Raw genomic sequence first — 26,401 nt, 5'->3', positions numbered from 1 at the left:
CAGGCACCGAACTTCCAGGGAAGCAGTAGAATGACCAAGCCTCGCATCGGGATTATCGGCGGTGGCCTAACCGGCCTCACCGCAGCTTATCAACTGGCGAAGGAGGACGTTGATGTGGTTCTTTTCGAAGCCAGTGACCGTCTGGGTGGGCTCGCGGCGGGGTACGAATTGGCTGGCTACCGCATGGAGCAGGCATACCACTTCCTCTACAAAACCGACGAGTTCATCCTCGCTATGGTCGACGAGCTGGGGCTGAACGATAAACTTACTTATCACAAGTCCTCAGTATCGACCTATTATGGAGATCGGCTCTACCCGATGGAGAGCCCAATAGACCTCATCAGGTTCACGCCTATCAGCTTCATCGACCGCATACGGGCGGGCTTGACTGTTTTATGGCTCCAGCGAGAACGCAACTGGCGCAAATTATCGAAAATCACCGCACTGGAATGGCTGCGAAAATATGCTGGCCGAGCGGTGACTGATGTTATCTGGGAACCCCTGCTCCGCGGAAAATTCGACCGCTATTATGACAAGGTAACAATGTCATGGCTTTGGGGCCGCGTCCTGCAGCGCGTGGACTCCCGTGATTCCAAGCTAGGCGGGGAAGCGCTGGGGTATTTCGATGGCGGCTTCAAGACCGTCATCGACGCTCTCGAAGCCCCGGTGCGCGCTGCCGGCACAGATGTCCGCTTCAACAGCTTCATCGACAAGATTCATCATGACGAAACAAGCGGCAAGGTTGTGGTCACCATGAGGGGTGGCGAGGAACAGGCATTTGACCGTGTATTGACGACTGTTCCGTCCAATGTCCTCGCAAAGATGATCGCCGACTATGAAAGCACAGACCCGACCTATTTCCAGAAGATACGATCGGTGGATTATCTCGACGCTGCCGTGCTGTCCTTTTGCACCCCGCAGAAGATCACCGACTATTACTGGCACAATATCAACACCCCGAACTCGCCCTTCGTTGTGTTCCTGTCCTTCACAGCCCTGATCGGCACTGAGGATTTTGACGGCAACCACATCTATTATATTGGCGACTATGTCCCCCCTGAGCACAAATACATGTCGATGCCCGAGGAAGAGCTAAAAGCCCTGTGGTACGCGGAACTGAAGAAGATGTTTCCCGATTTCGACCCCAGCCTGATCATCGATGCTGGCTTGTTCCGCATGCGTAACGCCCAGCATATTGTCGATATCGGGTTTGAGGAAAACAAACTGGTACCTCACGAAACACCATGCCCAGGCGTATTCATGTGCAATTTCAGCCAGATCTACCCGATGGATCGCGGCACGAATTACGCGATCCGGGACGGAAACCGCATGGCGAACATGCTGTTGGACAGCCTGGCTTCGGGCACGACCAAAGTGAGCACCCCGACAGTGCCGCCTTTAACCATGCCCGCTTCCGGCCGCAAGCCAGCCCCTGAGACGCTGGCCGTAAACACATCAAAATAGCCGCCGAAGTCATCGAGTGAGAATACGGTCATGAAACAAAATCCGGGCTCTGAAAGACGTTTGAGAATTCCAGACTGGCTGGTGTCAAGCTGGGCATGGATTTGCAGACGGCCTGTATGGATGCAGCTTTCCGGAGCCGGCGCCATCCTTGCGGGGGCGATTGGATTCATCTTTTTCCTCGGCTTTGTGTCAGGCGAACGCGAAGTCGGCCCTGCCTACCCCCTGTTTGCCAAGGTAACCAACAAGCTCGACTACATGTTCTTCAGGGGCGGACCGACACCGCCCTTGGAATCAACGATCTACAATTCTGCGCTGGTGCGTTTGCAATCAACTGTCTCAGTCGTTGATACAGGCCGGAACAGCCAGGAACAAAACCCCCTCAGCCAGAATGGGGGCGGCCTGACCTCCCTCGGTGAGGACGTCCTGGTTCTGGCCTATAATGGTAAAATTTACGCATCCTCCGGCAACGGTGCTGCGCGTGAAACGGCGATTGCGGCTCCGGACAACAATCGGGAGGCATACCAGGCCCTGAGTGATGATCCTGCATTCTCGCAGTACACCTTCCATCGCGGGTATTTGCGCTACAATGACCTTATGTACATTGACTCCCCATCGGGGCCTGCGCTTATTTCGTCGTATACCGAATATCATCCTGAAGGTGCCTGCTACACGAACACTCTGGCCAGGCTAGCCCTACCAGAAGGCGTCAGAAGTGTAGACGAAATCAGCGCTTCAGCCGATGATTGGGACGTGTTTTTCCGCACGGAACCGTGCATGCCCTTCAAACAGGAACATTTGGCAATGGAGGGCCATATGGCCGGAGGCCGCATGGTCTTCCGCGCGCCTGCGACCATCATCTTTCAGAGCGGCGACTTCCACCTTGATGGCATGCGCTCGGTGGGTCCGGGTATCGCTCAGGATCCTGACGCCATGTATGGCAAGACCATTATCGTGGATGTGGAAACCGGCGAAGGCCGCATCCTGTCACTTGGTCATCGCAATGCGCAGGGTATTGCGGCCCTGCCCGACGACACTGTTCTGATTGCGGAGCATGGACCGCGCGGCGGAGATGAGCTGAACCTCATCCAGGATGGACTTAACTATGGGTGGCCACTGGAAAGCTATGGCACAACGTATCGCGGAACACGCATTCCCGACTCGCTTTCCTATGGTCGTCACACCCAGTTCCAACCGCCCATCTTCTCATGGGTGCCTTCTGTTGCCGTCTCCGGCATGACCCTTGTCAAAGGTTTTGATGAAAGCTGGGACGGAGATATCCTGGTCTCATCTCTTTCCGATCAAGCACTTCACCGGGTCCGCATGGAAGGACATGAGGCAGTCTATTCCGAGCGCATCCCAATAGGTTCGCGTATCCGATATGTTCATCAGCATACCGATGGTCGTATCGCTCTATGGACCGATAACTCCGAGTTGATCTTTCTCTCCGCCATGCAAAGAGTAGACGAAGGCCAGCGCTTCCAGGAGTGGCTTGAAACAAGCAATCTCCCACGCCGCGTCAAGTCTGACCTCGATACGGTCATGGACCGCTGCGTGGAATGTCACTCCTTCCAGGTGGACGACAATGAGAAGGCGCCAGGCCTCAGCCAGATATTCAATGACCAGATCGCAGCAACCGGATTTGAGGGCTACTCGGATGGCCTCAGCAACAAGGATGGCCGGTGGGACCGTAAAAACCTTATCGCCTTCCTGAATGATCCAGATGGATTTGCTGACAGCTATATGCCGCCCGCAAGTATTGAGGATCCACGCGTGACCGAGGCGCTGGTAGACTATCTGGAGCACCTCGACCAACAATTCTGAGGGCAGACACAAGGCCGGAATGACCGCAACGCCCGTGATACGCATCAAGACCGCATCCGATCAGCGGTTGGAAGTTCTGGATGGCATGCGGGGCCTCGCGGCGCTGATGGTTGTTGCCTATCATTTCTTTGCTCGTTGGGCAGAACCGCAATTCACACCCACGCTTTATGCGCATGGCGACGACCTGGCCACATTCTTGCCATTGCAGCTGGCCGGCGAGGTCGGCGTGCACCTGTTTTTTCTTATCTCCGGTTTCGTGATCATGATGACACTGGAGCGCGCAACGGGACTGCTTGACTTCATCGTGAAACGTGCTGCGCGGCTTTGGCCGGCCATGCTGGTCTGCGCCACGCTATCGACATTGATCATCAATGTTTCGGGCGTTGGAAATCTGTACGAGAATGTGACGCGTTGGCAGGTCACGCCAGTAGAATATCTCTCATCAATTGTCTTCATCCCGCCAGACATGACAGCCAGCCTGTTTGGCATCCAGCAATCGGACATGCCACGCTGGGTGGAAGGTGTATACTGGACACTGTGGAGCGAAGTGCGCTTTTACGCGCTTATTGCAATCGCCTTCTGGCTCAGCCCACGGAGCTTGTTTCTCTGGGTCTGGGCCGCACTACAAGCGCTCTCTTTTGGCGTCGACGTCCTGCAGCAAGCGATGGGCGGGCTACCTGGCGGACTATGGCCACTCGCCATGCTGGTGCAGCCTGACATGCTCGCATGGTTTACACTCGGATTGGTGAGCTGGAAGTGGCGCGATCTGGGCGCACATCCGGCCCTGCTCCTGCTCGCCACCATTGCAGGTCTCTCCGTGCTGGTTGGTCCGATAATCAGTCTGGCACCAGGCGTAACCGGAATATCGGAATCTGCTGCCCGTCAGATCATCATGCTTCTCATGGTTGGCCTGCCGTTCGTCCTCTTCCTGACCGGAAGCGTACTTTTGAAGCCATTGACATGGCCGCCTTTCATCGCGGTGGGGCTCGCATCCTATCCACTATACCTGTTTCACGAGCGGCCGGGGATGGTCTACATGTACTGGCTCAACAGCGCGGGCATCCCTCCCTGGATATCGGTTGCGCTGGCCGTCATCATCGTGATCGCAACAGCCTTGCTGCTGCATCGCTTCGCCGAAATCCCGGGCAAGCGCTTTATTCTTGGGCACACACTTTCTGGCGCAGAGAGACTACAGGCTCGGTTCCGGATATTCCGCATGCCCGGGAACAGGAATTGAAGCCCTTAAATGCGGCTCTGGGCCACAAATCCCGTCAATTTCGCAGCCAGCCCCAGCTTTCCGCTGCGCGCAGCATCCCTGATGCGCCAATGCAATGACCGGCCGAGCAAACCCGCCAGGCTGCGCCCGATTGGTGACTTGCCTTTTAGCCCCATAACCTCTGCACGATAGGCGGGATCGTCATACATCGGCGCACACCCGAAATTGTAGATTGTCGCCCCCAAGACCAGATCCCGCTCAAAATGGCTGAGCGGGGTATGCACATGCAGCTCGCTGGCATCGCTGAGCGCCTCAAGCGCCTCAGGCCACATCATGTGACGTGCATATATACGAGCGCGCCTCAATTTCGCGACCCGGTCACTCACCGGTGCAACCTCGGGCCTGAGCCAGTCCTCAGGCGCGAGCAATTCTTCATCTTCCAGTTCGCCCATTAATGGTTCAAAGATCATGCGATGAAACTTTATCCATTTGGCATTGATCTGCTCGGTGGAAAATCGCTCTGCGGCAGAGCCACGTGCGCCGGAATGCTCACGATGCAAATAGACGCGTTCCGAAAAAAGATGGCCGCGCGCAATACGTGCGATGCGCAGCATCATGTCATAATCCTGCGCACGGGTCAGCGCTGGATTGAACCCACCGACTGCCTCATACACCGAGTTGCGGACGATCATGCCGGGTTGAAATATATGACAGCCGTCCAGCAAGTCGGGAAATATCTCTGCAGGTCGTGACGGCAGCCAGTAGCCTGGCGATTTGTGCAAGTGTTCACCGGTTTCATGATCCACGACAAAATCATCGTGACGACCGGCTGCGAACCCCAGCCCGGGGTCAGAATCAAGCTTGCCTGCCAACCGCTCGCAGGCATCCGGCTCCAGCAAATCATCATCATCACAAATCCAGAGGTAATCGCCGACTATCTCGTTCATCGCGACATTCAGGGCACTTGCCTTGCCACCATTCACTTTCCTTAAATAGGTAACCTTTTCTCTGTAGCGCTGGACAATGTCTCCCGTGCCGTCGGTCGATCCGTCATCGATGACTATGATCTGATGCGCAGGGCGCGTTTGAACCATCAGGGAGTCCAACGTCTCAGCGATCAGGCCCGCCCGGTTATAGGTGGGCAGAATGACACTTACGCGACCTGCCATACAATTCTCCCCATTCGGTCGATGCCCACTCCTGTGCCTTACATGGCACACCACATCCTGTAAAACCTGCAAGAGTCATGCAAAGTCGTTCACCGAACGACTTAAGTGCGATCGACCATAAGTCCCGATGGCTGCTTCGATAACAAGATAGCGTATGGCAACACCAAGATTGACAGACTTGGCGCGCAGGACCCAGAATTGGTTAACCCTGCTCAAGAAACGCCTTCAATTCATGATTGCGCTATCCAGTTTGGCACGGATTACCGCTCCGGAGCAGTTTGGTCATACTGGCATAGCTATACCGCAATTTCTGTCTTTCGAGCTATTATCGTTGGCGATTGCAACCCTGGTTCAGCCGACTTTGAGTCCCAGACTGGCGAATCTGCCCATCGATTTGCGGAGCCTTTTCGACAAGGTGTGTAACTGCGCTCGCCTAGCTAGTGCGAAGCGCCCGTCCAATAGGCAATACAGCTTGCGGCAGGCACGGGTTTTGCTAGGCTTTCACGGTAGTTTTCTTTATTCTGGACACTCGGAACAGGGCCATGGCATCAACACAGTACGACGCCTTGATCCTTGTCGATCCACGATTCATGGGCGGCACGGCAACGGCCGTGGAAACAGATGTTCGCGCGCTGGAAGCAGCCGGCTTGGCAGTGGGCCTGCACTTTGTGACCGGGCATGACTTTTTCCTGCCTCACGAAACCATCAATCCGAGACTGGCGGCCTTGTTGGATCTGTCCGGGGTTCAACGCGTTCCATGCGACAGAACCACGAGAGCCCGCATTGCTTTTTTTCATCATCCGCAACCTTTTCAAAGGGGTGTAGACAATCCAATCCAGGTGATAGCCGACAATACAGTCATTGTTTGTCACCAGGCGCCTTTCAAGGGTGACGGCGCACTCGAATACGATCCCTTTCTGATTCAGCGCCAGATCCGAAATCAATTCGGCACTCTCCCAACCTGGGCACCCATTTCCGGGATTTGTCGCGCCCAGCTCCGCAGCTTTTCACCGCTGTTGCGTCTGACACATGAAGACTGGCCGAACACGTTCCAGGTTGGTGACTGGACCCCGAAGCGCGAAAAGCTGACCATTCCACACCTTGTGGTTGGCCGCCACGGCCGTCCCCACACTGACAAATGGGGTGATGACAGGACAGATATTGCCGCCAGTTTGCCCGCTGGGGCCCTTACCCGAATACGAACAATGGGGGCAGATAAGGACTTTTTCGAAGCCCTGGGAGTCGAAACAACCAATTGGGACATCCTGCCATTCAATGCCGAGCCAGTCCCTGACTTTCTCGACAGCCTAGATGTGTTTTCATACTTCCACAGCTCCAGGTGGATCGAAACCTTCGGGCGGACCGTAGCAGAGGCCATGCTGATGGGTGCGCGTTGCGTGCTGCAGCCTGAACTGAAAAGGACTTTTGGCGACCATGCGCTGTATTGCGAACCGAGTGAAGTCGCCCAGGTCCTGAATGCAATCCGCAATGACCTGCACGGCGCGCGTCAGGCCACACGGCAAGCCCGTGAATGGTGTATTAAAAACTATGCGGCAGAGTTCATACCAGCAAGATTTGAGGCCCTGACCCGCGACCCCGGCACGACCTCCCGACGCGGCCCAATAGCCGCCTCCCCTTTTACTGCTGCACGCAAATGGACGGGCTTCCATCGCCGAAGCCACCAAGCCAGGAAACAATGAAACCCATGTCTCCACAACGCCAACCATTGTTCATCATCGGCGCGCCTCGCTCCGGCAATACGCTTACACGGCGCGTGCTGATGGCCTCAGGACAGATCTACATTCCCCCGGAAACCTACGTGTTCGGAGAGATCCTTTCCCGTTGGCCTAAATGGCGTAACGTCAGCTGGCGGGAAAAAGTATGGCTTGCCTGCGCCTATTTCGATCGTCACCCTCATCGTGATGACATGGAAATCGACAGTTTCAGCCCTCTTGCCTCGATGCTTGAGGACGCCCCCAAAGAGCAGCAAACAATCCATAATTTTTACAACAAGCTATACGCCTTCATGGCGAACGCGCATCACTTCACCACGGCGCGCTGGGGTGACAAGACACCATGGAATACAACATATCTTAAAGAAATTGTCAGGGCGTATCCGGACGCATACTACCTCTACCTGAAACGTGATGGCCTAGATGTCGTTGCCTCGCAAGTAGAGGCCGGCATGCGCGACATTCACGATTCCGGGCAGCGCTGGATCGATGCCAATGCGTCATGCCTGAAGCATTTGAAGAAAGCTCGCATTCCGCCCATGACAGTGACCTACGAAGACCTGGTGCGTGAGCCCGAAGACGTCTTTCGCAACATCTTCAAATGGGCTGATCTCGTTTTTGAACCAGACTATCTGACGCGTGTTCCAGAGAGACTCGGCGATGTCGGGCGTCATGGGCACCATGCCGCAGTGACCCGCCCGATAACGCCGGCTTCGATCGGACTTGGCCACAAGAACCTGTCGGAGTCCCAACGAGCGGAACTGCCTGTTGCGTTCGACACGATGATGGAGACACTTGGCTACGGTAAAGACGACCTGGCTAGACGCTGACTTGGGGACCTGACGGATGGGGCTTATCGCAGAATTCGAAAAACGCGCGCAACGTTTTCTCATCAAGGAGGAAACACCGGTTTCGCATTGGTGGATATGGTTCGGCGCGATCACTTTGCTTGGTACCATATTGAGGTTCTGGGACCTGGGCGGCGCGCCGATCTGGATGGATGAGGCCGTGACGCTGGCCTTTGCGCGGCTTGATTTCGGTACGATCATGTGGGGCAATATCGACAACCACCCTAACCTGACCTGGATGATCCAGAAGCTATGGCATTCAATTAACCCCGACCCGGCCCATGCGCGAGTGCCTGTCGCCGTGTTTGGCTCACTATCTGTTGCAGCCATTTTGCTCGCCACACGCGACGTTGCGTCAGCACGAGCCGCCATCTTTACCGGCTTGCTGTTCGCTGTCGCGACCTGTCACATTTATTACAGTCAGGATGCGCGGATGTATGCGTATCTGATTTTCGGTCTGATCCTGGCGGTATGGGGAGCAATCGGCCATGTGAGACCGCGCCTATGCAGCCCGCCTATGTATGCTGCACTTTACGTGCTTGGTGGTTCAATTGCCATCTACAGCCACGCGATTGGCCTCATCGCCATGGGCATGATCGGTTTCGCCAGCCTGGCCGCTGGTCTGTATGGTGACGCACGCCACCGGTTTGCACGCGACTGGTTCGTGCGAAACCTGATCTTGTTTGTAATCACGCTACCATGGCTGGTTGCCCTGCCGAGCGCATCGGGCACGTTTCCCGGCATCATCGGCGATAACAGCATTACTGACAGTGTGTGGTTCTTCCGCAATGCCACGGGCTTTCCCGGCCTGGATAGGTTCAGCTTGCCATTCGAAGCTATTTATTATGGCCTTTCCATACTCGCTGTTCCGATCGCCTTGATCAACGGTCGCAGAGAGCTTGCCTTCATCCTTCTGGGCCTGATCCTCTTATATCCAGCCGCAATGCTCATCATGCACCTGCGCCAACCCCTTCTTATCAACAGGATATTCCTGCCGGGCCTCATCGGGATAACGATCGGCGTTGGCTATGCGCTATCGCGTCTGAAACCCATACTCATGGCAAGTATCGTTGCCGGATGCCTAGCCCTGGCAAGTTTTGGTTCGACGGTGACGGAGCTGAAATATCATATCAAGCTGGAAGATTATCCCGGGGCCTATGCCTATGCGTCCGAACAGGGCGTTGGCGATGCGCCGGCTCTCACATGTGTGCATTTCCAGGCAGCGGCTGCGTGGGAGAACCGCCCTGATGGACGCACGCTCTATTATCGCGACGGCGCAGTTATCGACTACAAAGGACCCGAATACTGGCAGGCCGCAAAGATGAGCATGTCAAAACTCAGGATTGCAGAAGCCCATGAGATTGACGCCGCGCTTGGGGGTGGCTGGCTGATTGAGGGCGGGATGAAAGCCGCTCTGTCTAATGACAATGAGGTGCTTTTCATTCGTGCTTTCTGCGACCCCGGCCGGGAGGCGCTCATTGATACAGAACTTAAAGCGCTTGGATTCCAAGAAGGCCAGGAGACCCTCATAACAGGCAATGCCGCTGATTTCGTCATCCTTGAAAACCCGCAAACCCGGATCACCGTCTACAGGCGATGATGCAAAGCCAATAGCCACCTAGTCCGATACGTCCGCAACGCGGGCTACAACTCTCATCAACCGGCCATGTTCGTCCGGTGAAAGCGCGCCGCCATCGGCAGTTCGAACCATTTCTCTGATCCGCTCAGGACTGCGTGTTGAAAACAGAACCGTACCTTCAGGGTTGCTGGCAAGCGCATGACGCAACAGGTATGCAGCCAATTGGGATGAATGGCGAACATCGATGGACAGCTCGCCTCCGGCCATGGTCGCGAGATCCTGGTCCATCTCGAACGCGCGCCGGAAGCGAGCGAGTGCGGGACCGAGCCATGAATGGGTAATCGTCTTGTGTTCACCCCCCACGAACTCATTCGCGTTGCAGTCAAAAACAGATGCCGCAGTCTGGACAAATGAAAATGCTTCACCTGATGCCAGGAGATCGCGCGACTGCAGCGGTGTAGACGCAATGCCATAAGACCGTATCACGCCCTCCTTCACCCAATCCTGGAGCGCCTGTATGACGCGTCCGGACGACAAGTGAGAAGCCTCGACTTCATGAAGGAGAAACAGGTCCAGATAGTCCGTGCCCAGTTTTTCCAGCGACGTTTCCAGGCTTGCCCGCAAATCTGAAACGTCGAATAGACCAAAACGGGGTTCGTTCCATCGCGGCGCAGGCAATAACGTATCACCGGCCAGTCTGCGGCCTGTAGACAGGGCCTTGTTGAGGATCCGCCTTGGCCACCCGTTATGGGCTGGCAGGATACCCCCCTTGCTTACCAGGAAGATTTCGGGTCGACGGTCGGCTATGGCCTCGCCAACGATGGCTTCGGCCCTTCCATCGCCGTACAGACGCGCAGTGTCGATATGGGTCAGGCCCGCATCAAGCGCGCAACGGACGAGGTTGACGGCCTCTGCGCGTTCTATACTGGAACCTAAATGCCCTGTACCAAAGCCGATTCTGCAACGTGGCATGTCGCTGTTCGTATTCACGCAGGGCTCCTTCCAAGAAGATGTATGAACATTGCGACAATATGGCATAAACGGCGCATGTTATACTTCGTTGAGCAATTGCGATGCCAGGGAGATGCGTAGCGAATGAGAAGTCCTCACAATAGTCTCGTGGCTATCTCAGCGCGCACCACACAAGAAACACTTGGACGGCCTGACGGCTTCGACGCCATTGTCATTGGTGCCGGAGCTGCAGGAAGCCTGGCAGCGCGCACGCTACATGACGCAGGACTTGAGGTCCTGATTCTCGATGCCGGTTGGCGCGCTCCCTTTATAACCGAGCCTGTGCGTCAGGCTACGGCTGAGGCAATTGCGCGTCTAGCCGATCCTCGGGCGCTGCGCTTTCTCAACCCAAGAATCATCTACAAGGGCCGGCAGGTTCTCAAATTGCTCGGACGTCGTCGCCAACCCATCCAGTCCTCTTGTTACGCCTGGGAGCGTGATCCATCCGCCTTCGTCGATGATCTCGACAATCCCTACGATACGGCCAACGGGCGGGACTATAGCTGGATTCGGACACGCAACGCCGGTGGGCGCGTTGTGATCCCCGGGCACGGTCGCCAGTACTGTCGCTTTTCTGAGCGTGAATTCGCACCTCAGGACGGCCTGTCCCCAGCATGGCCCTTCCCGGCTGAAGAAATGGATTCCTGGTATACTTATGTTGAATCCCTACTCGGTCTTTCAGGCAATCCAGATGGTAACGCAGACGTGCCTGACAGCAAGTTTGCGGCCCTCCTGCAGCCGACACGGGCTGAGAGGGAACTGAAACAAAAGATTGAAGACCGTTGGCCTGGCGCCCCCGTTCTGAGTGGTCGCTTTGCACCACCCGTCAATCACTTAGCAGCCCTGGAATCATCACATCATATCCATGCGCGGCGCGGCGCGATCGTCCATGAGATACTGTCGGACTCCAATGGGTGCGCCGCGGGCGTTGCGTGGCATGACCGGGAAACGGGTGACCGTCTTGAAGCAAAGGCGCCACTCGTCTTTTGCTGCGCTTCGCCAATCGAATCGGCGCGTATCCTTATGCTCAGCCAGACATCCCGCTCGCCGGAAGGCATCGGCGCGCGAAGTGACGCACTCGGTCGCTACCTGATGGATCATGTGTTGGTAAAGGCAGAAGGGCTGGGGCCGGCACTTCCCGCCGAGACCGCTACCCCACCGGATGGGCGCTGTAGCTTCCTTCCGCGTTTCGACAGGGCGATGGGTACTGCCAGCCTCGGCGATCGCGGCTTTGGTGTGCAGCTCTACCAGACGCCGGGTGACAACGGGCGCTCGTGGTTCACTGCAGTTGGCTTTGGTGAGATGCTTCCTGATGCGAGTAATCATATCCGTCTTCATCCCACGAGAAAGGATGCCTGGGGTATTCCAAGCCTGATTTTCGATGCGGGACTCAGTACACGCGACAATACAATGGCGGAAATGATGAGCACGGCATTGCGAGAACTTGCTGCGCTCTGTGATGTGAAGCTGACCTTGCAGCCTGATGGTCCCGCCATTCCGGGCACTTCGGCACATGAATGTGGCACTGCCCGTATGGGAGCGACACCTGAAGACGGCGTCCTTGATCCCTTCAACCAATGCTGGGACATGCCCGGACTCTACGTCACTGATGCAGCCTCATTTCCTTCGCAAGGGTTTCAGAACCCAACACTGACTGTGCTTGCACTGACCGCGCGGGCTTGCCACCATGCTGTAACTGAAAACGGCGGCACTCTATCAACCACCACCATGGGCGAGATCATCGCCTGACGGCTCTTGACAGCAATATTCACGACCATTCCCCGTACATCAGTAATCCGGCGATCTAATGCTTCTGCCCCCCTCGAGGGACTGGCCTTATATGGTGATCTTCTTATAAATAATACCTCGTGGCGTCCGAGTTAGACGCGACACAACACCCTGTTTTCATATTTTATTCTGGAGCGGGCGAAGAGATTCGAACTCTCGACCCCAACCTTGGCAAGGTTGTGCTCTACCACTGAGCTACGCCCGCATCCTGAATTGTGCCCGGCAGCAACCCTGCCGAGAAGGCGTGATTAAGCGCATCATGCGGGTGTTTGCAAGCGCTTAGTTCCGCCCTGCTGCACAATTTGCCCGGCTTTCAACCGCCATGCACGGATCTTCCGGCACTGCAGGCCAAATGCTGCTATTCAAGCCCGGATCTGCCCCGGATAACCGTGCGAATCTGGTCCGGTCGTACTTCGCGTCCCTCGCCATCAACAAAGGCCGCGCGAATCGCGCTTTTCGTTCCCGCCTTGGTGAAACTGATCGGGGGCGTTTCGCCCTCGGACAGCCAGGCATCGCCCCATTGCGTCAAGCCAATCAGGATGGGGCGCAGCGACAATCCCATGGCGGACAGCAGATATTCCGGCCGGGCCCGCTTGCCTGGCGCCTTATAGGGCCGCTTCACCAGCAGTCCGGAATCAACCAGCGACTTCAATCGGCCCGACAGGACTGTACGCGGGCATTTGAGCTCAGCCTGGAAATCATCGAACCGGCGCACACCATATAGCGCCGCCCGCAGGATCAGCAGCGTCCACCTGTCGCCCACCACTTCGATGGCGCTGGCAAGGTTACACGTGTCCGGTGGAATCGGAGACCGACGGGCGAGAGGAATCTGGGTCATTCTGACTCTCTTGTATGGGTTCGCTTTCGAAATCCAGAGGTGCGGTGGTCGATGCGCGATTTTCCCGACAGCTGCCTTGCAAATGACTGCATCTGATGGGAAAGGCAGGGCACATTCCGGCGCACTCAAGACAGGGCTTTGCATGAAACATTTGGCCTTTGCCACTGCGCTAGTGATGGGAATGGTTGCCTGCACGGCACCAGACCCGGCCGGGACGCCTGTCCGCCAGCCGATCAGCGACACCGCTCTGTGGAGCTTTGATACAGCCGCTCGATCCCTTCGTGTCGCTTCCTGCCCGGCCGGTTCAGCAGTGATCGAACCGACTGCCATGGCATTTGCCGTCGACCCGATTGATCTGAATGACTCCGGCGCAAGTCCTCTCCTGCCTGATTCCGTACTGTTCGTCGGTGGGTGGCACCTGACATCCACCAATGTCAATTTTGGCGGATTGTCAGGTATTGAGACGCTGCCCGATGGTGACCTTCTCACCGTCTCGGATATCGGCGCTTTTGTCTGGATCGGCCTGTCAGACGATCAGCCCGACGGGACAGGCAAACTGGCCTACATGCTCGGGCCGGACGGAACACAATTGTCAGGAAAATCGGATGGAGACGCCGAAGGTCTGGCATTACGCGACGGGCTGGCACTCGTCAGTTTCGAGCACAATCACCGGGTCGAGGCATTCGATCTCGCAAATTGCGGCGCTGCTGCCAGGGCTGCGCAGGTTGCGCATCTGCCATACGATGTCTCTGGCAGAGCGATCGATGATAACCAGGGCGCGGAAGCCCTTTCGATCCTGGCCGACGGCACGATCAGGTTCGGACTGGAAAGTTTCGGAAGCGGCGCGTCACCCGTGGGCACGGTTCTCGCAACCGGCGAGGGTGTCCTGACAGGAGACAGAGCAGCGAACCCGAGAGGCTACTCGCTGGTCGGCTTCGACGAAACCACGGACACCACCGGACAGCCGGTGACGGTGACCCTGTACCGCAGCTACGATCCGATCCGGGGCAACCGCAACATTGTCACCTGGTCAACGTCGGATGTGCACATCGAACTCAAGCGCCCGATGACGGTTGATAATTTTGAAGGCATCGCAGCAGAAATTCTCGACGCGGACACGATGCGCATCTGGCTGATTTCCGACAATAATTTCTCCGACCGCCAGCAAACGCTACTTTACGCCTTTGATGTCGACTCCCGTACGGAATAATCACACTTACAATCCTGGCGGATGACGCCTACATCTGACGATGCACAAGGGCTGCGGCGCCCGCAATGGGACTGATCTCCGGCGACCTTACTCATCGTCAGGGAGCTGGCATTCTGGTTCGGACCCTGGTCCGGGCTCACCCGGCGCCCACCTAGTCTCTAGGTTGACGGGAGTGAATATGCCCAGCGACGTCTGCGGTTCTTGTGCGCTATCATTGGGACGTGACGCCGATCAGATCGCGCGTTAAGGCTCTCTCCATGTCCCAGGCTCCCGACAAGACACAGCTCCGCCATCGCATGCGCACCCTGCGGGCCGAAGCGGCTGCACGCGATCCCGATGCGGCAGAAAAGCTGGCGGAACTCTTTCCCATGAAACTGCTGGAGCGCTATGGCCCTGTTGTTGCTGGATATGTGCCGATCAATGAGGAGATCGACCCGACCCCGCTTATGCAGCGCCTGAGCCGCGCAGGCGCTGAACTGTGCCTGCCCCGTGTCGAGGATGACGGCCGCATGACCTGGCGGATGTGGTCGCTTGGTGAACCGCTGGAACGTCGACCGTTCGGCCTTTCCGAGCCGGGACTTGATGCCCCTGAGACCGCACCCACGCTGATCCTGACGCCGCTTCTCGCCTTCGACGCCATGGGCAACCGACTTGGATATGGCAAAGGCCATTACGACCGCGCCATCGCCCGCCTACGTGAGGCAGGTCGCACCTTCGCCTGCGCCCTTGCCTACCATGCCCAGCAAATCGACTCCGTTCCTGCACTTGACCATGACCAACCGCTGGACTGGGCTGTCACGCCAATAGGGTCTGTACCGCTCTTCATGATGCGTAATATGAAGGCGCTCAACACGAACACGCCAGATGCTCCAGGCTCTTCCTGACATGCGCGACAGGGCTTGTTAGTCATAAGCCTTGGCGCAATTCTTGCTGTCATAAGGTTTGATTAACCCCTTGAGAGCGGCAGAATATTGCAAAATACTGATAAAATACCGAGCACTCGGCGCAACACTGCAGGCAATGATGCATTCGTTCTCTCCTGCCTCGTCGCAGTGTGCAGTTTTGGCATCTTTACCATAAGCCGTATCGACACGCCGCGATCAATCGAAACAATCATCGCCGCAAGCGAAATGCCCGCGCCTGCCGAGCAGGCCGAAACCGAGGTCGCAGTGGTGGCGCCCGACCCTGTTCTCGACGCCCCTGCCCCCCCCGTGACCGCTCCTGTCGCCTCCCGTGTCATCACTCTTCCTCCCCCATCGAGGGCGCGCGCCAAGCTTCCTTCAGCGCCGGGCTTCATCACCCTGCTTGGTGACGCGTTGAACGACGCTTTTTTCTACCGGTCCGACTATTCAAACCCGACTGGCCACTATGGCGGTGACTGGGCGCACGACAATATCGGTCAGTCCGCCGAAGGTACGAATTTGTCGGTCCGCCGACACGTCTCGCGCTCCGGGCCCTACACAGGCGGTGAAATGAAGACGCGAAAGACCTATGGCTACGGTCGATACGAAGTTGTCATGCGCCCTGCCAAAGGCTCCGGGCTGGTCTCCTCCTTTTTCACCTACACGGGCGCCCATGACGGCACCGCACATGACGAAATCGACATCGAGTTCCTTGGCCTCGACACAACACGCGTCCATTTCAATTACTACCGGAATGGACGCAGAGGCGCTGCAGCGACATTTGACCTGCCATTCGATGCAGCAGACGAAGATCACCTCTACGCGTTCGAATGGACGGCCGATGGCATTACTTGGTTCGTTGATGGAGAGCCCTATTACAAGACCGTTGAGGGCGACGCCTTCGTCCCGAAAACGCCGGGAAGCATCGTCTTCAATGCATGGACCGGTAAACCGGGCATGGCAGGCTGGCATGGCAAGCCGACCTTTGAATCCGGCGCCTCAGCTCACTACTCGTGCGTTTCATTCTCACCAATCGGAGAAGAATCGCGCGCCTGCAGCGACTTGTTCCTGCCCCGGCGCCACCACAAGGCCGCTGCGCAAACAGCGCAGCTTTCCATCCAGCCGTCTTACTGACACGGGCAAAGTGACTGGCCAGCTCGCACCCATGCGAGCTAGTCTTGGCCGATGGCATTCAAACCGCTCTCAACACTCCTGGCACTTGCCATACTGGGTATTGGCGCCGCCGCCGAACCCGCAGTCAAAGTCGTGAACTTTTCGGCCAGCTGGTGCCCACCGTGCCGGGTTCTGGATCCGCGCGTGCAGGACGCGGTTGAGCGATTCAGAGATCAGGGTGTCGCTCTCGTCGAGCTGGATATGACTGACCTTGACCGTTCCAGCACAGAAGGGCGCAAGGCGCTCGCTGCTCGGCTGCAGGCCGTGGCAGCGTCACACGGCGCTGCCTATCTCTGGGACTGGTATGGCGGTCATGCAGGCATCGTGGTGATCATCGCTGCAGACAATGGCGAACCCCTGACATGCGTCACGCGTGTATTGAGCCGACGCGAGATCGAAGACCGCCTTCAGGAGAGCCTGGTTCTGGCAAGAAAAGTGAGGCCGGGACACAGACGGCCGAATGGCACTGACTGCCCGGCGCCCATGAATGCCGGGGTGAGGTCACAAGCCAACTAGCTCTGGATGTCTTTAAGTATCTGCTCACGTGCGACCGGCATGAGCTGGGCCATCTGCTCACGAATACGGGCATCGGTGCGATCAATACCAGCTGTATCGAAGTCGGCCCGGATTTTCCGGAAAACGTCTTCTTCGCCAACTTCCTCGAGATCCGACAGGACAACCGTCTTGGCATAGGCCTGGGCATCGTCACCTGTCATGCCCATAAGGTCTGCAGCCCAAAGGCCAAGAAGCTTGTTACGGCGGTTCTGCACTTTGAACTGCGTCTCCTGGTCAAGGGCGTACTTGGCCTCTTGTGCGCGTTCACGATCGTCAAATGTGCTCATGGGAGGGGCCTTTCAGCAAGAAACTCAGGATTTTCTGCCATATAGGGTGTCAGAACAGGTGTGCGCAATAATTGTTTATCGGTGCGACTTGGCGTAACAGTCGCGAGCATATGGGGACGCTGGCGATTCCGACCCGCCTTTTACCCGCTATCACCCATGAAAGGGCTCGTCGCATGTCGAAAAAGCGCGTCGTATATGAGGGTAAGGCCAAGATCCTCTATGAAGGTCCCGAACCGGGCACGCTGATCCAGTATTTCAAGGATGATGCAACGGCCTTCAATGCCCAGAAGAAAGCCGTTCTCGACGGCAAGGGTGTGCTGAACAACCGCATCAGCGAGTTCATGATGACCCGTCTCGGGGCTGTCGGAATCCCGACTCACTTCATCCGCCGCCTCAACATGCGCGAACAGCTGATCAAGAAAGTCGAGATCATTCCCCTTGAGGTCGTGGTTCGCAATATTGCAGCCGGAACGCTTTCCAAGCGCCTTGGTATTGAAGAAGGCCAGGTCCTGCCGCGCCCTATGGTCGAGTTCTACTTCAAGGATGACGCGCTGGGTGACCCACTCGTGACGGAAGAACACATTGCGGCATTCGGCTGGGCTGGCCCACAGGAATATGACGACCTCATCTCGCTTGCGCTGCGCGTCAATGATTTCATGTCCGGCCTGTTTGCCGCTGTCGGTATTCGCCTGGTCGACTTCAAACTCGAGTTCGGCCGGTATTTCGAAGGCGACACCGATATGCCGCGAATTCTGCTGGCCGACGAAATCAGCCCTGATAGCTGTCGCTTGTGGGACTTTGAAACCGGCGAAAAACTCGACAAGGACCGCTTCCGCCGCGATCTCGGTGGCGTCACGGAAGCCTATGCCGAAGTCGCTCGCCGTCTCGGCATTATCAAGGAATCCGGTGAAACAGACAACGTCGTGAGCTTTACCGGCGGCAAGTAAGTGCATCGTGCGTCACGACACGTTCCATTGGCGACCAACCTGGGCTAAAGCGGGCCCGACTCAGAAACACGGAGCCCAGCCCGATGAAAGCCATTGTCCACGTCGCACTCAAATCAGGCGTCCTTGATCCCCAGGGCAAGGCGGTTGCCGATACGCTTGCCAGGATGGGCTACAAGGAAGTCGAAGCTGCCCGCATCGGCAAGGTCATCGAACTCGATATCGATGATGGCCTGACATCGGAAGCGGCCGAAGCGCGCGTGAAGGAAATGTGCGAGAAGCTGCTCGCCAATACCGTCATCGAAAGCTACCGGGTCGAGTTCACAGCCTGAGCCACCTGCCCTATTCGGTCGCCCCCTTCCGGACGTAGATTCCGGTAAACCATTCATCCCATGAATTCGTCTCGGCATTGTATTGTTCGAAATGCTGCGTCACGGTTCCATCATCATTGAGCGTCCATTCGCCAGTGAAGGGCGTCGTCTGTCCGCTGGACTGATAGGTTATTTCACCCTCAAGCTTCATCGACTCCGTTTCCGTCAGACCGCCAGAATAGTCGATTACACCCGCTTTGCTGACCCAGAGCTGTCGCCACTTTCCAGTCGAAGGGTCGAGGAAATTATAGCTTTGGCCAGTTCCGCCTGAAGCCGATGTCCAGCGCTCCACAAGAAGGCATCCATCCTCCTCGGCCGTAATGACATTATGACCTGCGACATTGCCAGAACTGTCTGTCACCTCCCACGTGCCAAGCCAGAAGTCGAATGCACGGTGAGCCTCGCTTGCGCAAGTTCGTGGCGTCTGATCGGGTGGCGTTTGCGCTGTTGCGCATCCGCAAAGTCCGGACACCACGCTCAAGATGAGGGCTCGATACATGTTTTTTCCCTTCCTTTTCCGGGAGGACGGAATCCTCCAACTTCCAGCATTGTCAAATATCAAAGGCCGATGCAAAGTTGTGAGCGATTATTCACTTGCATACTATATCGCCCCATGTTAGATAGCCAATGACGCAAGGAAGACTCCAAATGGCCAAATCTGCAATCCCTGCCCGCGAAACTGCCAAGAAGCCTCGTGCACGCAATGCGCGGCCGAAGATTGAGCGCGCCGCCCTGAAACTGTTCATCCATGAAGGCGTTGACGCCGCCACAACGCGTGAGATCGCCGAACAAGCCGGCGTCTCAGAGGGTGCCCTTTATCGCCACTACAAGGGCAAGGACGAACTGGCGCTGGCGCTCTTCATGGAAACCCATAACCGGCTCGGCAAGATGATGGTGGAGGCGCTTGCCGTTGAGGGATCACTCGACGCCAAGGTTGGCGCAGCTGTGAGCGCCTATTGCCAACTCGCCGATGAAGACTTCCTCCTGTTTTCCTTCCACCTGGTCTCGCTGAACCGCTACCTGCCCTATGACAAGCGGCGTGAGGACGACCCTGTCTCAATCACGGAACGCATTATCGCAGGCCTGATGCAGGACGGCATCATTCCGAAAGGTGACCCGGCTGTTAAGGCCGCCATGGCGCTGGGCGTGATCATGCAGGCCGGCCAGAACAAGATCTACAATCGCCTGCCCGGCCCCCTTTCACAGCATACCGATGCCTTTACCAAGGCGATCATCGCCGTGCTCCATTCCGGCTGAACCGACACCTGTTCCCGACATCTAGAAAGGTCACACCCATGCGTGGCATCCTCTTCACGGTAACCTATTACCTGCTGTCTATTGTCTACGTACTGGTCTCTCTCCCCTTCCTGGCCTTGCCTGGACGCGGGCCGGTCAGCTTCATCATCCGCAGCTACACACGCGCGATGAACCTGAACCTGAGATTCATAGGCGGGATTAGCAAGGAAGTCCGCGGCCGCGAAAATCTACCCGATGGCGCCTTTGTCATCGCCGCAAAGCACCAGAGCTGGGGCGATGGCTACATGATCTACCCGGAAATAAAGAACCTTGCCTTCGTGACGGGCGATCATCTCGAGAAGTTCCCCCTGGTCGGCGGCATACTGCGCAAGCTTGGTGCCATCGTGATCGACACGTGCGGTGGCGGCGACCGTAAGGCGGAATCCTTGCGCGAAGGCATGGAGACAGCACGTAAGGAGGGCCGCCGGGTGCTGATCTACCCCGAAGGCCATCTGGCCCCTGTCGACTACCATTTTCGATACAAGCCCGGCGTCTGGCATATGGCCGAAGCGATGGGCGTGCCCGTCGTGCCAGTCGCGACCAATATCGGGCTCTTCTGGAAACAGCAGCAAACCCGGAAAACACCGGGCCGGGCCATCATCGCGTTTCTCGAACCCATTCCGCCCGGCCTGCCAAAGGACGAGTTCATGGCCCGCCTGACGGACGTCGTGGAGACCCGCACAGCCGCTCTCGTTGCCGAAGCGCGTGGTGGACAACCTGTCCATGCCACACTGATCCCCGATCCTGAGAATGGAACAGTGTCCAAACCGGCTTCAGATGATCCGGCCGCCTTCTCGAAGGCCTGAATTCGGGCACTTGCCAGGATCAAGTCTTTACGCACGGTATATTTATTGATATTCAATAAGGGCTCAGGACGTCCCGGGGGCCAAATCGGGATGACCAAAATGAAGATGAAACGATCGTTTGCGCGCATCAGCGCCTTTGCTATCACTCTGGCGGCCACGGCCGCACTGCCTGCCTTCGCCAATGATTGGAAAGCCTGGGAAGGACAAGATAAGGCCTCGCCGCGGGCGATTTACTCGGATGCCACCGACCAGCCATCCGCACTCCTGACCTGCGGACAAAATGGCCTGCTGTCCGCAATGATCACCGTAAAGCCCGCATCCCTTCCGGAACAACTCGCCAGGAACGCACCCTATTCACGCGCGGAAAAAGCCAGCCTGATGGTCGGCGACGCCGACGCTGTTGAAACCACTGTGCGTTTCATCTCGGCGATCGATGTCATTGAAGCGCGCTCGCACAGCGTGGCCGCCAAGGTTTTCAATGCAGCGGTGACCGGCGAGCCCGTGAAAATCTCGGTCAGCCGGATTGGAGACATAACCACTGTGCTCCCCGAACCGAATGATGCCTTCAAGGCTTTCGCCCGCACATGTGAGAAAAGCCGCCAGGCAAACAAGGCGTCACAGGGGGCCGCCGACTCTTGATGTCATGGGTTGACCTTGTCTCCCGATACGTGCTCATTTTCTATTCTGGCGCGTATCGGGAGGCAGACAATCATGCATCACCTTGCCAGGGTCAGTTGCGTGACTGTCGCCCTTTTGTTTTTCCTCGTAAGCTCAGGCTTTACCGATGAACACAGCACGGACGGCGCGCTTCACTGGGTACAGGAACGTGACCAGCTTTGGAGCGTCGATAGCTCAGACGCTGGTGAGGCGCCTAATTTTTTCAGCTTTATCAGGGTCATTTCGTCATCTGGCGGCGCCGGACCTGTTCTGCAGCTTGGCTGTCAGGCGACAAGCAAGGGCGAACACACGCTACAGGCAGGGATCAAGCTCGATCCGGAGAATACGTATGAACAAGCCCCCAAGACGCGCCTGCGCCTTCTCTCGACGAGCGGTATTCTGACAATTGGCGAGGATCGCAAGAGCGAGCGATTCCAATACCATCCGGACTCCTCAAAGATAACACCGTTCAACCGCGCAGTGCCCAAGCGACTGTTCAATGCCGTGGTGCGGGGCGACCCGGTCCGGCTGAAAGTCCAGAATCAAACTTATGATCTGGAAATACCCGACGCCGACGAGACCTTCACCAGATTCGCCAAGATCTGCCCCATGACCAATGGCGGGACGTTCGATCAATCCATCTTCGACCGGTCAGCGGTTACCCAATCGGATTCAGCGCACGCGAAGTAGCCCGTCTCAGGCCTCTGCCGGCACGATCGTTACACTCTCACCACACCCACAGGCATCAGTCTGGTTCGGGTTGCGGAACACAAACTTCTCGTGGAGCGGCGTGACCTCATAATCGATCTGGCTACCCAGCAGGAACAGGACGGCCTTGGCGTCAATCAGAATGGTGACGCCGCTTTCCTCGACCACTTCATCCAGTGGCTCAGGCGCCATGGCATAATCCATGACGTATTCCATGCCGGCGCAGCCGCCATTCTTGACGCCAACGCGCAGAAAACCAGCGCCGCGTTCCTGCATTATTTCCTGCACGCGCGTTGCCGCGTCGTCAGTCAGGGTAACGGGTTTGGGGCGGGGTCGTCTGGCCATGTTGAACAGATAGGGTCTGAAGGGCTGTTATTCAATCAAAGCATGTTGAGCGCCAGGCGCGCTTCGTCTGACATGCGCGAAGGATCCCATGGCGGATCAAACGTGAGGCGCACCTCGACATCGGTCACGCCTTCGACGGTTCGTGCAGCCGTCTCGATCCATCCAGGCATGTCGCCCGCCACAGGGCAGCCTGGCGCCGTCAGCGTCATATCCACGTCCACTTTGCGGTCGTCGTCGATATCAACCTTGTAGATCAGGCCCAGTTCATAGATATCGACGGGGATTTCCGGGTCATAAACCGTCTTGAACGCTGCAATCAGTGCGTCAGTGATACGGTTCAGCTCTTCTTGCGGAATCGCTGAAGGCACCGCGTCCGCTGGGGCGGATACGTCGATCAAGTCGCGAGAGGTCATGTCATCTGCCATGTCTGACCACCTATATCAGCATTCCGCGCGCTTTTTCCAGCGCATCAATGAATATGTCCACTTCAGCTTCGGTATTGTAGATTCCAAAACTTGCTCGTGCCGTCGCAGAGACTCCTAAATGGGTCATCAATGGCTGGGCGCAATGGTGTCCTGCCCGGATGGCTATACCATACCGGTCCAGGATCTGCGCCAGGTCGTGTGGATGAGCGCCCCGCAGGCTGAACGCCAGTACAGATCCCTTGCCCGGCGCCTCTCCGTGAATCGTCAGGCCATTGATGCCTCGCAGGCCCTCCCGCGCACGCTCATACAGTTTATGCTCGTGTGCCTGGACATTGGACGGGTCAAACTGCTGGAACCACCGAATCGCCGCGCCAAGCCCGATTGCCTCCAGAATCGGCGGTGTGCCGGCCTCAAACTTGTGTGGGGCTTCATTATAGGTAACGTGGTCCAGGCTGACCGTCTCAATCATTTCGCCGCCACCCTGATAGGGGCGCGCCTCGGCCAGGGCATCAGCCGTACCATACAGGATACCGATACCTGTCGGACCGTAAAGTTTGTGCCCCGAAAAGACATACCAGTCGCAACCAAGCGCCTGCACATCCACGCTCAGATGCACAGCGGCCTGGCATCCGTCGACCAACACGCGCGCACCCGCAGCGTGTGCCAGCCGGGCCACGTCGGCCACGTCGTTCACAGTTCCCAAAACGTTACTCATGTGGCTGAGGGCAACCATGCGCGTCTTCGGCCCGATAGACGTACGCAAGGCGTCCATGTCGAGAGAGCCATCATCATTCAGGCCAACCCAGCGCAGCACAGCGCCATGACGCTCGCGAAGAAAGTGCCACGGAACGATATTGGAATGATGCTCCATTACCGACAGCACAATCTCGTCGCCCGCCTGGATGGTTCCTTCCAGCGCTGATGCAACCAGATTGATCCCTTCGGTTGCGCCCTTCGCGAAGATGATATTTGCCACACTCGGCGCATTCAGGAAATCACGCGCTGCTTCGCGCCCGGCTTCATAAGCCTCAGTCGTCTCGTTTGAGAGCGTGTGGATGCCCCGGTGCACGTTTGCATAGGATGTCCGGCACTGGTTCGCGATGGCATCGATCACCGTGTCCGGCTTCTGCGCGCTCGCGGCATTATCGAGGTAAACCAGCGGCTTCCCATTCACCTGTCGCGAAAGGATCGGAAATTCCTTGCGGATAGCTGCAACGTCGAATGCACGGGTCATGAGGACAGCCAAGCCTGTGCTTCAGCGAGCAACACGTCGCAGACCGATTCATCGGCAGCGCTCAGTGCCTCGGCGATAAAGGCCTCGGTCAGCATGCCGCGCGCCTGCCATTCCGGAATGCCGCGCTGGCGCAGATAGAACAGCTGCGCATCATCCAGCGCACCACATGTATTGCCGTGCGCACACTCGACATCATCAGCGTAAATCTCGAGCTCCGGCTTGGCGAACACTTCGGCCCCATCCTCCAGCAACAGGGCCTGGTGCTGCATGTCTGCGTCAGTTTGCTGGCCCGTTTTGCGCGGAACGAAGAACTTCCCCTGAAACACGCCCTTGCCGCCGTCCAGAACGGCGCCCTTGGTCAGTTGCCGTGTGACACAGGCGGGTGCACCGTGGCGCACATTCGTCGTTATGTCCGCGTGAAACCCCTTCGCTGACAGATAGGCAGCATTGAGCGTCAGCTTGGCGCCGGCGCCCTGATGCACGGCACGTGTCTCCAGTCGGGCGACCTTTGCGCCAAAGGCCAATGTCGTCTGGGTCACTTCACTCCCGGATTCCAGGTTCAGCATGCTGGTCACGGCCAATGCCTCATCCCGGCCGCCGCGCTGATAAATCGTCCGGTTCAGCTGCGCGTCAGCCTCGAGACTGAACTCCATTAATGCGGCCGTGAACCCTGCCCCGCCCAGATAGCTTTCGGTCAGGTTGATTGCCGCGCCGTTGCGGATGATAAAAACGACCCGCACAAAGCTTGCTTCGCCGGCGCCATCGAACACGAAATGAAGACGGGGAAGATCACGCGATGTGATGTCAAAAGTCAGCGTCGCCGGCCGCAATCCGCCACCGGCCAGCGCGGCGGCGAGCGCACCCAGGGGCACGTCCTCTGCACCACCCACCGCTTGCGCAGCCGGTTGGGCAAGCATGCGCATGCCGTCGGGCAATGTGGCGGGCCGCTCAAAACCGGTTGGCGTGAACCGGAACACGAGCGCGCCTTCATGCGGCAACGGGTCGGTTGATGACGCAGTTCCGGGTGTTTCAAGCGTCTTCAGCGCCGACTTGAAGTCGCTCCACTTCCAGGCCTCCATCCGCCTGTGCGGCAGGCCCGTCCCGGCAAAAGCCTGGAATGCACGCTCGCGCCGCGCATCTTCAGGCTGCATGCCAAAGCGTGCGACCAGCTCCAGTTCGGCGGTCGTCGGATTCTTGATCAGGTCGCGCAGGGCGATGGTCACGCCACCTCTCCCAGCACTCCGTCATAGCCTTCTTTTTCGAGGCGCAGCGCGAGGTCCGCCTCACCCGTCTTGATGATGCGCCCATTGGCAAGAACGTGCACCTTGTCCGGCTTGATATAGTCGAGCAGGCGTTGGTAGTGCGTGATAACAAGCATACCGCGCGAAGGGTCGCGCATCGCATTCACGCCATCGGCCACTGTCTTCAGCGCGTCGATGTCGAGGCCGCTATCGGTCTCATCGAGGATCAGGAACCAGGGTTCCAGCATCATCATCTGATAGATTTCGAGCCGCTTCTTCTCGCCGCCCGAAAAGCCGACATTTACAGGCCGCTTCAGCATCTCGGCATCAAGTTTCAGCATCCCCGCCACCTCACGCGACTTCTTGATAAAGTCAGGCGCCGATATCTCGGCCTCGCCACGGGCTTTGCGCTGGGCGTTCATGGCCGTGCGCACGAAGGTCATAACCGGCACACCGGGAATCTCCACCGGATACTGGAATGACAGGAACATGCCTTTCGCCGCGCGGGTCTCCGGATCCATGTCCAGGACGTCTTCACCGTTGAGCGTCGCGCTCCCGCCCGTCACCTCATAGCCGCTCCGGCCCGTCAGCACATAGGACAGGGTCGACTTGCCAGCCCCGTTCGGCCCCATGATCGCGTGGATTTCGCCCGCAGGCACATCCAGTGTCAGGCCATTCAGGATGGTCTTGGCTTGCGCCGCTTCGCCAACCGTGGCGCTCAGGTCTGTAATCTTCAACATAGGGCGCATGTAAGCTGCCCGACCCCCGAGGGAAAGCCCC

At 57.5% G+C, this 26,401-nt stretch carries 27 protein-coding genes and 1 tRNA gene; 17 read left to right on the top strand and 11 right to left on the bottom strand.

What is annotated here, in order from left to right; genetic code table 11:
• Positions 1-30 precede the first annotated feature (30 nt).
• The 3 genes from ACQ66M_RS15465 (at position 31) to ACQ66M_RS15455 (ending at position 4,522) form a co-directional block, all read left to right on the top strand.
• Positions 31-1,464: an NAD(P)/FAD-dependent oxidoreductase gene (locus ACQ66M_RS15465; RefSeq protein WP_430404920.1), complete on the top strand. Its 1,434-nt coding sequence runs from the start codon at positions 31-33 to the stop codon at positions 1,462-1,464.
• A gap of 120 nt (positions 1,465-1,584) precedes the next feature.
• Entirely contained in the window at positions 1,585-3,285 is a 1,701-nt protein-coding gene (locus tag ACQ66M_RS15460; protein WP_430404918.1) for a PQQ-dependent sugar dehydrogenase, read from the top strand.
• Positions 3,286-3,304: 19 nt separating this feature from the next.
• Positions 3,305-4,522 carry an acyltransferase family protein gene (locus ACQ66M_RS15455; RefSeq protein ID WP_430404916.1) on the top strand — a complete coding sequence of 406 codons (1,218 nt, stop codon included), beginning with the start codon at positions 3,305-3,307 and terminating at the stop codon, positions 4,520-4,522.
• 5 nt (positions 4,523-4,527) lie between these two features.
• Here ACQ66M_RS15455 and ACQ66M_RS15450 read toward each other — a convergent pair whose 3' ends face one another.
• Positions 4,528-5,670 carry a glycosyltransferase family 2 protein gene (locus ACQ66M_RS15450; protein ID WP_430404914.1) on the bottom strand — a complete coding sequence of 381 codons (1,143 nt, stop codon included), beginning with the start codon at positions 5,668-5,670 and terminating at the stop codon, positions 4,528-4,530.
• A gap of 542 nt (positions 5,671-6,212) precedes the next feature.
• On the opposite strand from ACQ66M_RS15450, the gene ACQ66M_RS15445 reads away from it, so the two are divergent.
• From ACQ66M_RS15445 to ACQ66M_RS15435, 3 genes are read left to right on the top strand one after another with little or no spacing between them, the layout of a single operon-like run.
• Positions 6,213-7,370, top strand: a complete 1,158-nt coding sequence (locus tag ACQ66M_RS15445; RefSeq protein WP_430404912.1) for a glycosyltransferase — start codon at positions 6,213-6,215, stop codon at positions 7,368-7,370.
• A 5-nt stretch (positions 7,371-7,375) separates the two neighbouring features.
• The gene (locus tag ACQ66M_RS15440; RefSeq protein ID WP_350171970.1) at positions 7,376-8,233 is read left to right on the top strand and encodes a sulfotransferase family protein; all 858 of its coding nucleotides are present in this window, start codon (positions 7,376-7,378) and stop codon (positions 8,231-8,233) included.
• A 16-nt stretch (positions 8,234-8,249) separates the two neighbouring features.
• Positions 8,250-9,851 carry a glycosyltransferase family 39 protein gene (locus tag ACQ66M_RS15435; protein ID WP_430404910.1) on the top strand — a complete coding sequence of 534 codons (1,602 nt, stop codon included), beginning with the start codon at positions 8,250-8,252 and terminating at the stop codon, positions 9,849-9,851.
• A gap of 18 nt (positions 9,852-9,869) precedes the next feature.
• On the opposite strand, the gene ACQ66M_RS15430 is transcribed toward ACQ66M_RS15435, so the two are convergent.
• Positions 9,870-10,820, bottom strand: a complete 951-nt coding sequence (locus ACQ66M_RS15430; protein ID WP_430404908.1) for an aldo/keto reductase — start codon at positions 10,818-10,820, stop codon at positions 9,870-9,872.
• Between the two features lie 105 nt (positions 10,821-10,925).
• Between ACQ66M_RS15430 and ACQ66M_RS15425 the strand changes: the two genes are divergently transcribed.
• On the top strand, positions 10,926-12,590 hold the full coding sequence (locus ACQ66M_RS15425; protein ID WP_430404906.1) for a GMC family oxidoreductase: 1,665 nt from the start codon (positions 10,926-10,928) through the stop codon (positions 12,588-12,590).
• A 169-nt stretch (positions 12,591-12,759) separates the two neighbouring features.
• On the opposite strand, the gene ACQ66M_RS15420 is transcribed toward ACQ66M_RS15425, so the two are convergent.
• A tRNA-Gly gene (locus tag ACQ66M_RS15420) sits at positions 12,760-12,834 on the bottom strand.
• Between the two features lie 153 nt (positions 12,835-12,987).
• Positions 12,988-13,467: a winged helix-turn-helix transcriptional regulator gene (locus ACQ66M_RS15415; protein ID WP_350171962.1), complete on the bottom strand. Its 480-nt coding sequence runs from the start codon at positions 13,465-13,467 to the stop codon at positions 12,988-12,990.
• Positions 13,468-13,609: 142 nt separating this feature from the next.
• On the opposite strand from ACQ66M_RS15415, the gene ACQ66M_RS15410 reads away from it, so the two are divergent.
• The 4 genes from ACQ66M_RS15410 to ACQ66M_RS15395 all read left to right on the top strand — a co-directional run bounded on the left by ACQ66M_RS15410 (position 13,610) and on the right by ACQ66M_RS15395 (position 17,268).
• Complete coding sequence (locus tag ACQ66M_RS15410) at positions 13,610-14,677, top strand: esterase-like activity of phytase family protein (protein WP_430404904.1); 1,068 nt, start codon at positions 13,610-13,612, stop codon at positions 14,675-14,677.
• 257 nt (positions 14,678-14,934) lie between these two features.
• Positions 14,935-15,561: a 5-formyltetrahydrofolate cyclo-ligase gene (locus ACQ66M_RS15405; RefSeq protein WP_350171958.1), complete on the top strand. Its 627-nt coding sequence runs from the start codon at positions 14,935-14,937 to the stop codon at positions 15,559-15,561.
• Between the two features lie 246 nt (positions 15,562-15,807).
• The gene (locus ACQ66M_RS15400) at positions 15,808-16,713 is read left to right on the top strand and encodes a family 16 glycosylhydrolase (RefSeq protein WP_430404903.1); all 906 of its coding nucleotides are present in this window, start codon (positions 15,808-15,810) and stop codon (positions 16,711-16,713) included.
• 51 nt (positions 16,714-16,764) lie between these two features.
• A complete protein-coding gene (locus tag ACQ66M_RS15395) occupies positions 16,765-17,268 on the top strand; it encodes a TlpA family protein disulfide reductase (RefSeq protein WP_350171954.1) in 504 nt (167 codons plus the stop codon).
• Here the strand turns inward: ACQ66M_RS15395 and ACQ66M_RS15390 are convergent.
• On the bottom strand, positions 17,265-17,594 hold the full coding sequence (locus tag ACQ66M_RS15390; RefSeq protein ID WP_350171952.1) for a DUF1476 domain-containing protein: 330 nt from the start codon (positions 17,592-17,594) through the stop codon (positions 17,265-17,267). The genes ACQ66M_RS15395 and ACQ66M_RS15390 overlap by 4 nt on opposite strands.
• Positions 17,595-17,767: 173 nt before the next feature.
• Between ACQ66M_RS15390 and purC the strand changes: the two genes are divergently transcribed.
• On the top strand, positions 17,768-18,541 hold the full coding sequence (gene purC, locus ACQ66M_RS15385; RefSeq protein ID WP_350171951.1) for a phosphoribosylaminoimidazolesuccinocarboxamide synthase: 774 nt from the start codon (positions 17,768-17,770) through the stop codon (positions 18,539-18,541).
• Positions 18,542-18,624: 83 nt separating this feature from the next.
• On the top strand, positions 18,625-18,870 hold the full coding sequence (purS, locus tag ACQ66M_RS15380) for a phosphoribosylformylglycinamidine synthase subunit PurS (protein WP_350171949.1): 246 nt from the start codon (positions 18,625-18,627) through the stop codon (positions 18,868-18,870).
• A gap of 10 nt (positions 18,871-18,880) precedes the next feature.
• Here the strand turns inward: purS and ACQ66M_RS15375 are convergent, their stop codons facing one another.
• On the bottom strand, positions 18,881-19,270 hold the full coding sequence (locus tag ACQ66M_RS15375; RefSeq protein WP_430404901.1) for a hypothetical protein: 390 nt from the start codon (positions 19,268-19,270) through the stop codon (positions 18,881-18,883).
• Between the two features lie 287 nt (positions 19,271-19,557).
• Here ACQ66M_RS15375 and ACQ66M_RS15370 point away from each other — a divergent pair, with 287 nt between their 5' ends.
• The 4 genes from ACQ66M_RS15370 to ACQ66M_RS15355 all read left to right on the top strand — a co-directional run bounded on the left by ACQ66M_RS15370 (position 19,558) and on the right by ACQ66M_RS15355 (position 22,358).
• Complete coding sequence (locus ACQ66M_RS15370) at positions 19,558-20,166, top strand: TetR/AcrR family transcriptional regulator (RefSeq protein ID WP_350171945.1); 609 nt, start codon at positions 19,558-19,560, stop codon at positions 20,164-20,166.
• 38 nt (positions 20,167-20,204) lie between these two features.
• A complete protein-coding gene (locus tag ACQ66M_RS15365; RefSeq protein ID WP_350171943.1) occupies positions 20,205-21,011 on the top strand; it encodes a lysophospholipid acyltransferase family protein in 807 nt (268 codons plus the stop codon).
• Between the two features lie 105 nt (positions 21,012-21,116).
• On the top strand, positions 21,117-21,650 hold the full coding sequence (locus ACQ66M_RS15360) for a hypothetical protein (RefSeq protein ID WP_430404899.1): 534 nt from the start codon (positions 21,117-21,119) through the stop codon (positions 21,648-21,650).
• A gap of 99 nt (positions 21,651-21,749) precedes the next feature.
• Positions 21,750-22,358 (top strand): hypothetical protein, encoded by a 609-nt coding sequence (locus ACQ66M_RS15355; RefSeq protein WP_430404897.1) that lies wholly within the window; start codon positions 21,750-21,752, stop codon positions 22,356-22,358.
• Between the two features lie 6 nt (positions 22,359-22,364).
• On the opposite strand, the gene ACQ66M_RS15350 is transcribed toward ACQ66M_RS15355, so the two are convergent.
• Genes ACQ66M_RS15350 through sufC form a run of 5 tightly spaced genes read right to left on the bottom strand, consistent with a single transcriptional unit; the run spans position 22,365 to position 26,361 of the window.
• The gene (locus ACQ66M_RS15350; RefSeq protein ID WP_350171937.1) at positions 22,365-22,721 is read right to left on the bottom strand and encodes a HesB/IscA family protein; all 357 of its coding nucleotides are present in this window, start codon (positions 22,719-22,721) and stop codon (positions 22,365-22,367) included.
• Positions 22,722-22,756: 35 nt separating this feature from the next.
• The gene (locus ACQ66M_RS15345) at positions 22,757-23,146 is read right to left on the bottom strand and encodes an SUF system Fe-S cluster assembly protein (RefSeq protein WP_350171935.1); all 390 of its coding nucleotides are present in this window, start codon (positions 23,144-23,146) and stop codon (positions 22,757-22,759) included.
• Between the two features lie 10 nt (positions 23,147-23,156).
• Complete coding sequence (locus tag ACQ66M_RS15340) at positions 23,157-24,380, bottom strand: aminotransferase class V-fold PLP-dependent enzyme (RefSeq protein WP_430404895.1); 1,224 nt, start codon at positions 24,378-24,380, stop codon at positions 23,157-23,159.
• On the bottom strand, positions 24,377-25,603 hold the full coding sequence (locus ACQ66M_RS15335) for a SufD family Fe-S cluster assembly protein (RefSeq protein WP_430404893.1): 1,227 nt from the start codon (positions 25,601-25,603) through the stop codon (positions 24,377-24,379). The genes ACQ66M_RS15340 and ACQ66M_RS15335 overlap by 4 nt, the downstream gene beginning before the upstream one ends.
• Positions 25,600-26,361 carry a Fe-S cluster assembly ATPase SufC gene (gene sufC / locus ACQ66M_RS15330; RefSeq protein WP_430404891.1) on the bottom strand — a complete coding sequence of 254 codons (762 nt, stop codon included), beginning with the start codon at positions 26,359-26,361 and terminating at the stop codon, positions 25,600-25,602. Before sufC ends, ACQ66M_RS15335 begins: the two co-directional genes overlap by 4 nt.
• Positions 26,362-26,401 lie beyond the last annotated feature (40 nt).

The organism is Hyphomonas sp. (assembly GCF_965284475.1).
Taxonomy (GTDB): domain Bacteria; phylum Pseudomonadota; class Alphaproteobacteria; order Caulobacterales; family Hyphomonadaceae; genus Hyphomonas.
The sequence above is the reverse complement of the archived record's forward strand: the minus strand, read 5'-3'. Positions and strand labels throughout refer to the sequence as shown.

Excerpts from the sequence above, each read along its gene's own strand:
- purS (WP_350171949.1), top strand. The coding sequence starts at position 18,625 with ATGAAAGCCATTGTCCACGTCGCACTCAAATCAGGCGTCCTTGATCCC.
- ACQ66M_RS15350 (WP_350171937.1), bottom strand. The coding sequence starts at position 22,721 with ATGGCCAGACGACCCCGCCCCAAACCCGTTACCCTGACTGACGACGCG.
- ACQ66M_RS15410 (WP_430404904.1), top strand. The coding sequence starts at position 13,610 with ATGAAACATTTGGCCTTTGCCACTGCGCTAGTGATGGGAATGGTTGCC.
- purC (WP_350171951.1), top strand. The coding sequence starts at position 17,768 with ATGTCGAAAAAGCGCGTCGTATATGAGGGTAAGGCCAAGATCCTCTAT.
- ACQ66M_RS15445 (WP_430404912.1), top strand. The coding sequence starts at position 6,213 with ATGGCATCAACACAGTACGACGCCTTGATCCTTGTCGATCCACGATTC.
- ACQ66M_RS15460 (WP_430404918.1), top strand. The coding sequence starts at position 1,585 with ATGCAGCTTTCCGGAGCCGGCGCCATCCTTGCGGGGGCGATTGGATTC.
- ACQ66M_RS15455 (WP_430404916.1), top strand. The coding sequence starts at position 3,305 with ATGACCGCAACGCCCGTGATACGCATCAAGACCGCATCCGATCAGCGG.
- ACQ66M_RS15395 (WP_350171954.1), top strand. The coding sequence starts at position 16,765 with ATGGCATTCAAACCGCTCTCAACACTCCTGGCACTTGCCATACTGGGT.
- ACQ66M_RS15415 (WP_350171962.1), bottom strand. The coding sequence starts at position 13,467 with ATGACCCAGATTCCTCTCGCCCGTCGGTCTCCGATTCCACCGGACACG.
- ACQ66M_RS15400 (WP_430404903.1), top strand. The coding sequence starts at position 15,808 with ATGCCCGCGCCTGCCGAGCAGGCCGAAACCGAGGTCGCAGTGGTGGCG.
- ACQ66M_RS15450 (WP_430404914.1), bottom strand. The coding sequence starts at position 5,670 with ATGGCAGGTCGCGTAAGTGTCATTCTGCCCACCTATAACCGGGCGGGC.
- ACQ66M_RS15435 (WP_430404910.1), top strand. The coding sequence starts at position 8,250 with ATGGGGCTTATCGCAGAATTCGAAAAACGCGCGCAACGTTTTCTCATC.
- ACQ66M_RS15390 (WP_350171952.1), bottom strand. The coding sequence starts at position 17,594 with ATGAGCACATTTGACGATCGTGAACGCGCACAAGAGGCCAAGTACGCC.
- ACQ66M_RS15340 (WP_430404895.1), bottom strand. The coding sequence starts at position 24,380 with ATGACCCGTGCATTCGACGTTGCAGCTATCCGCAAGGAATTTCCGATC.
- sufC (WP_430404891.1), bottom strand. The coding sequence starts at position 26,361 with ATGTTGAAGATTACAGACCTGAGCGCCACGGTTGGCGAAGCGGCGCAA.
- ACQ66M_RS15465 (WP_430404920.1), top strand. The coding sequence starts at position 31 with ATGACCAAGCCTCGCATCGGGATTATCGGCGGTGGCCTAACCGGCCTC.
- ACQ66M_RS15425 (WP_430404906.1), top strand. The coding sequence starts at position 10,926 with ATGAGAAGTCCTCACAATAGTCTCGTGGCTATCTCAGCGCGCACCACA.
- ACQ66M_RS15405 (WP_350171958.1), top strand. The coding sequence starts at position 14,935 with ATGTCCCAGGCTCCCGACAAGACACAGCTCCGCCATCGCATGCGCACC.
- ACQ66M_RS15365 (WP_350171943.1), top strand. The coding sequence starts at position 20,205 with ATGCGTGGCATCCTCTTCACGGTAACCTATTACCTGCTGTCTATTGTC.
- ACQ66M_RS15370 (WP_350171945.1), top strand. The coding sequence starts at position 19,558 with ATGGCCAAATCTGCAATCCCTGCCCGCGAAACTGCCAAGAAGCCTCGT.
- ACQ66M_RS15360 (WP_430404899.1), top strand. The coding sequence starts at position 21,117 with ATGAAACGATCGTTTGCGCGCATCAGCGCCTTTGCTATCACTCTGGCG.
- ACQ66M_RS15345 (WP_350171935.1), bottom strand. The coding sequence starts at position 23,146 with ATGGCAGATGACATGACCTCTCGCGACTTGATCGACGTATCCGCCCCA.
- ACQ66M_RS15440 (WP_350171970.1), top strand. The coding sequence starts at position 7,376 with ATGTCTCCACAACGCCAACCATTGTTCATCATCGGCGCGCCTCGCTCC.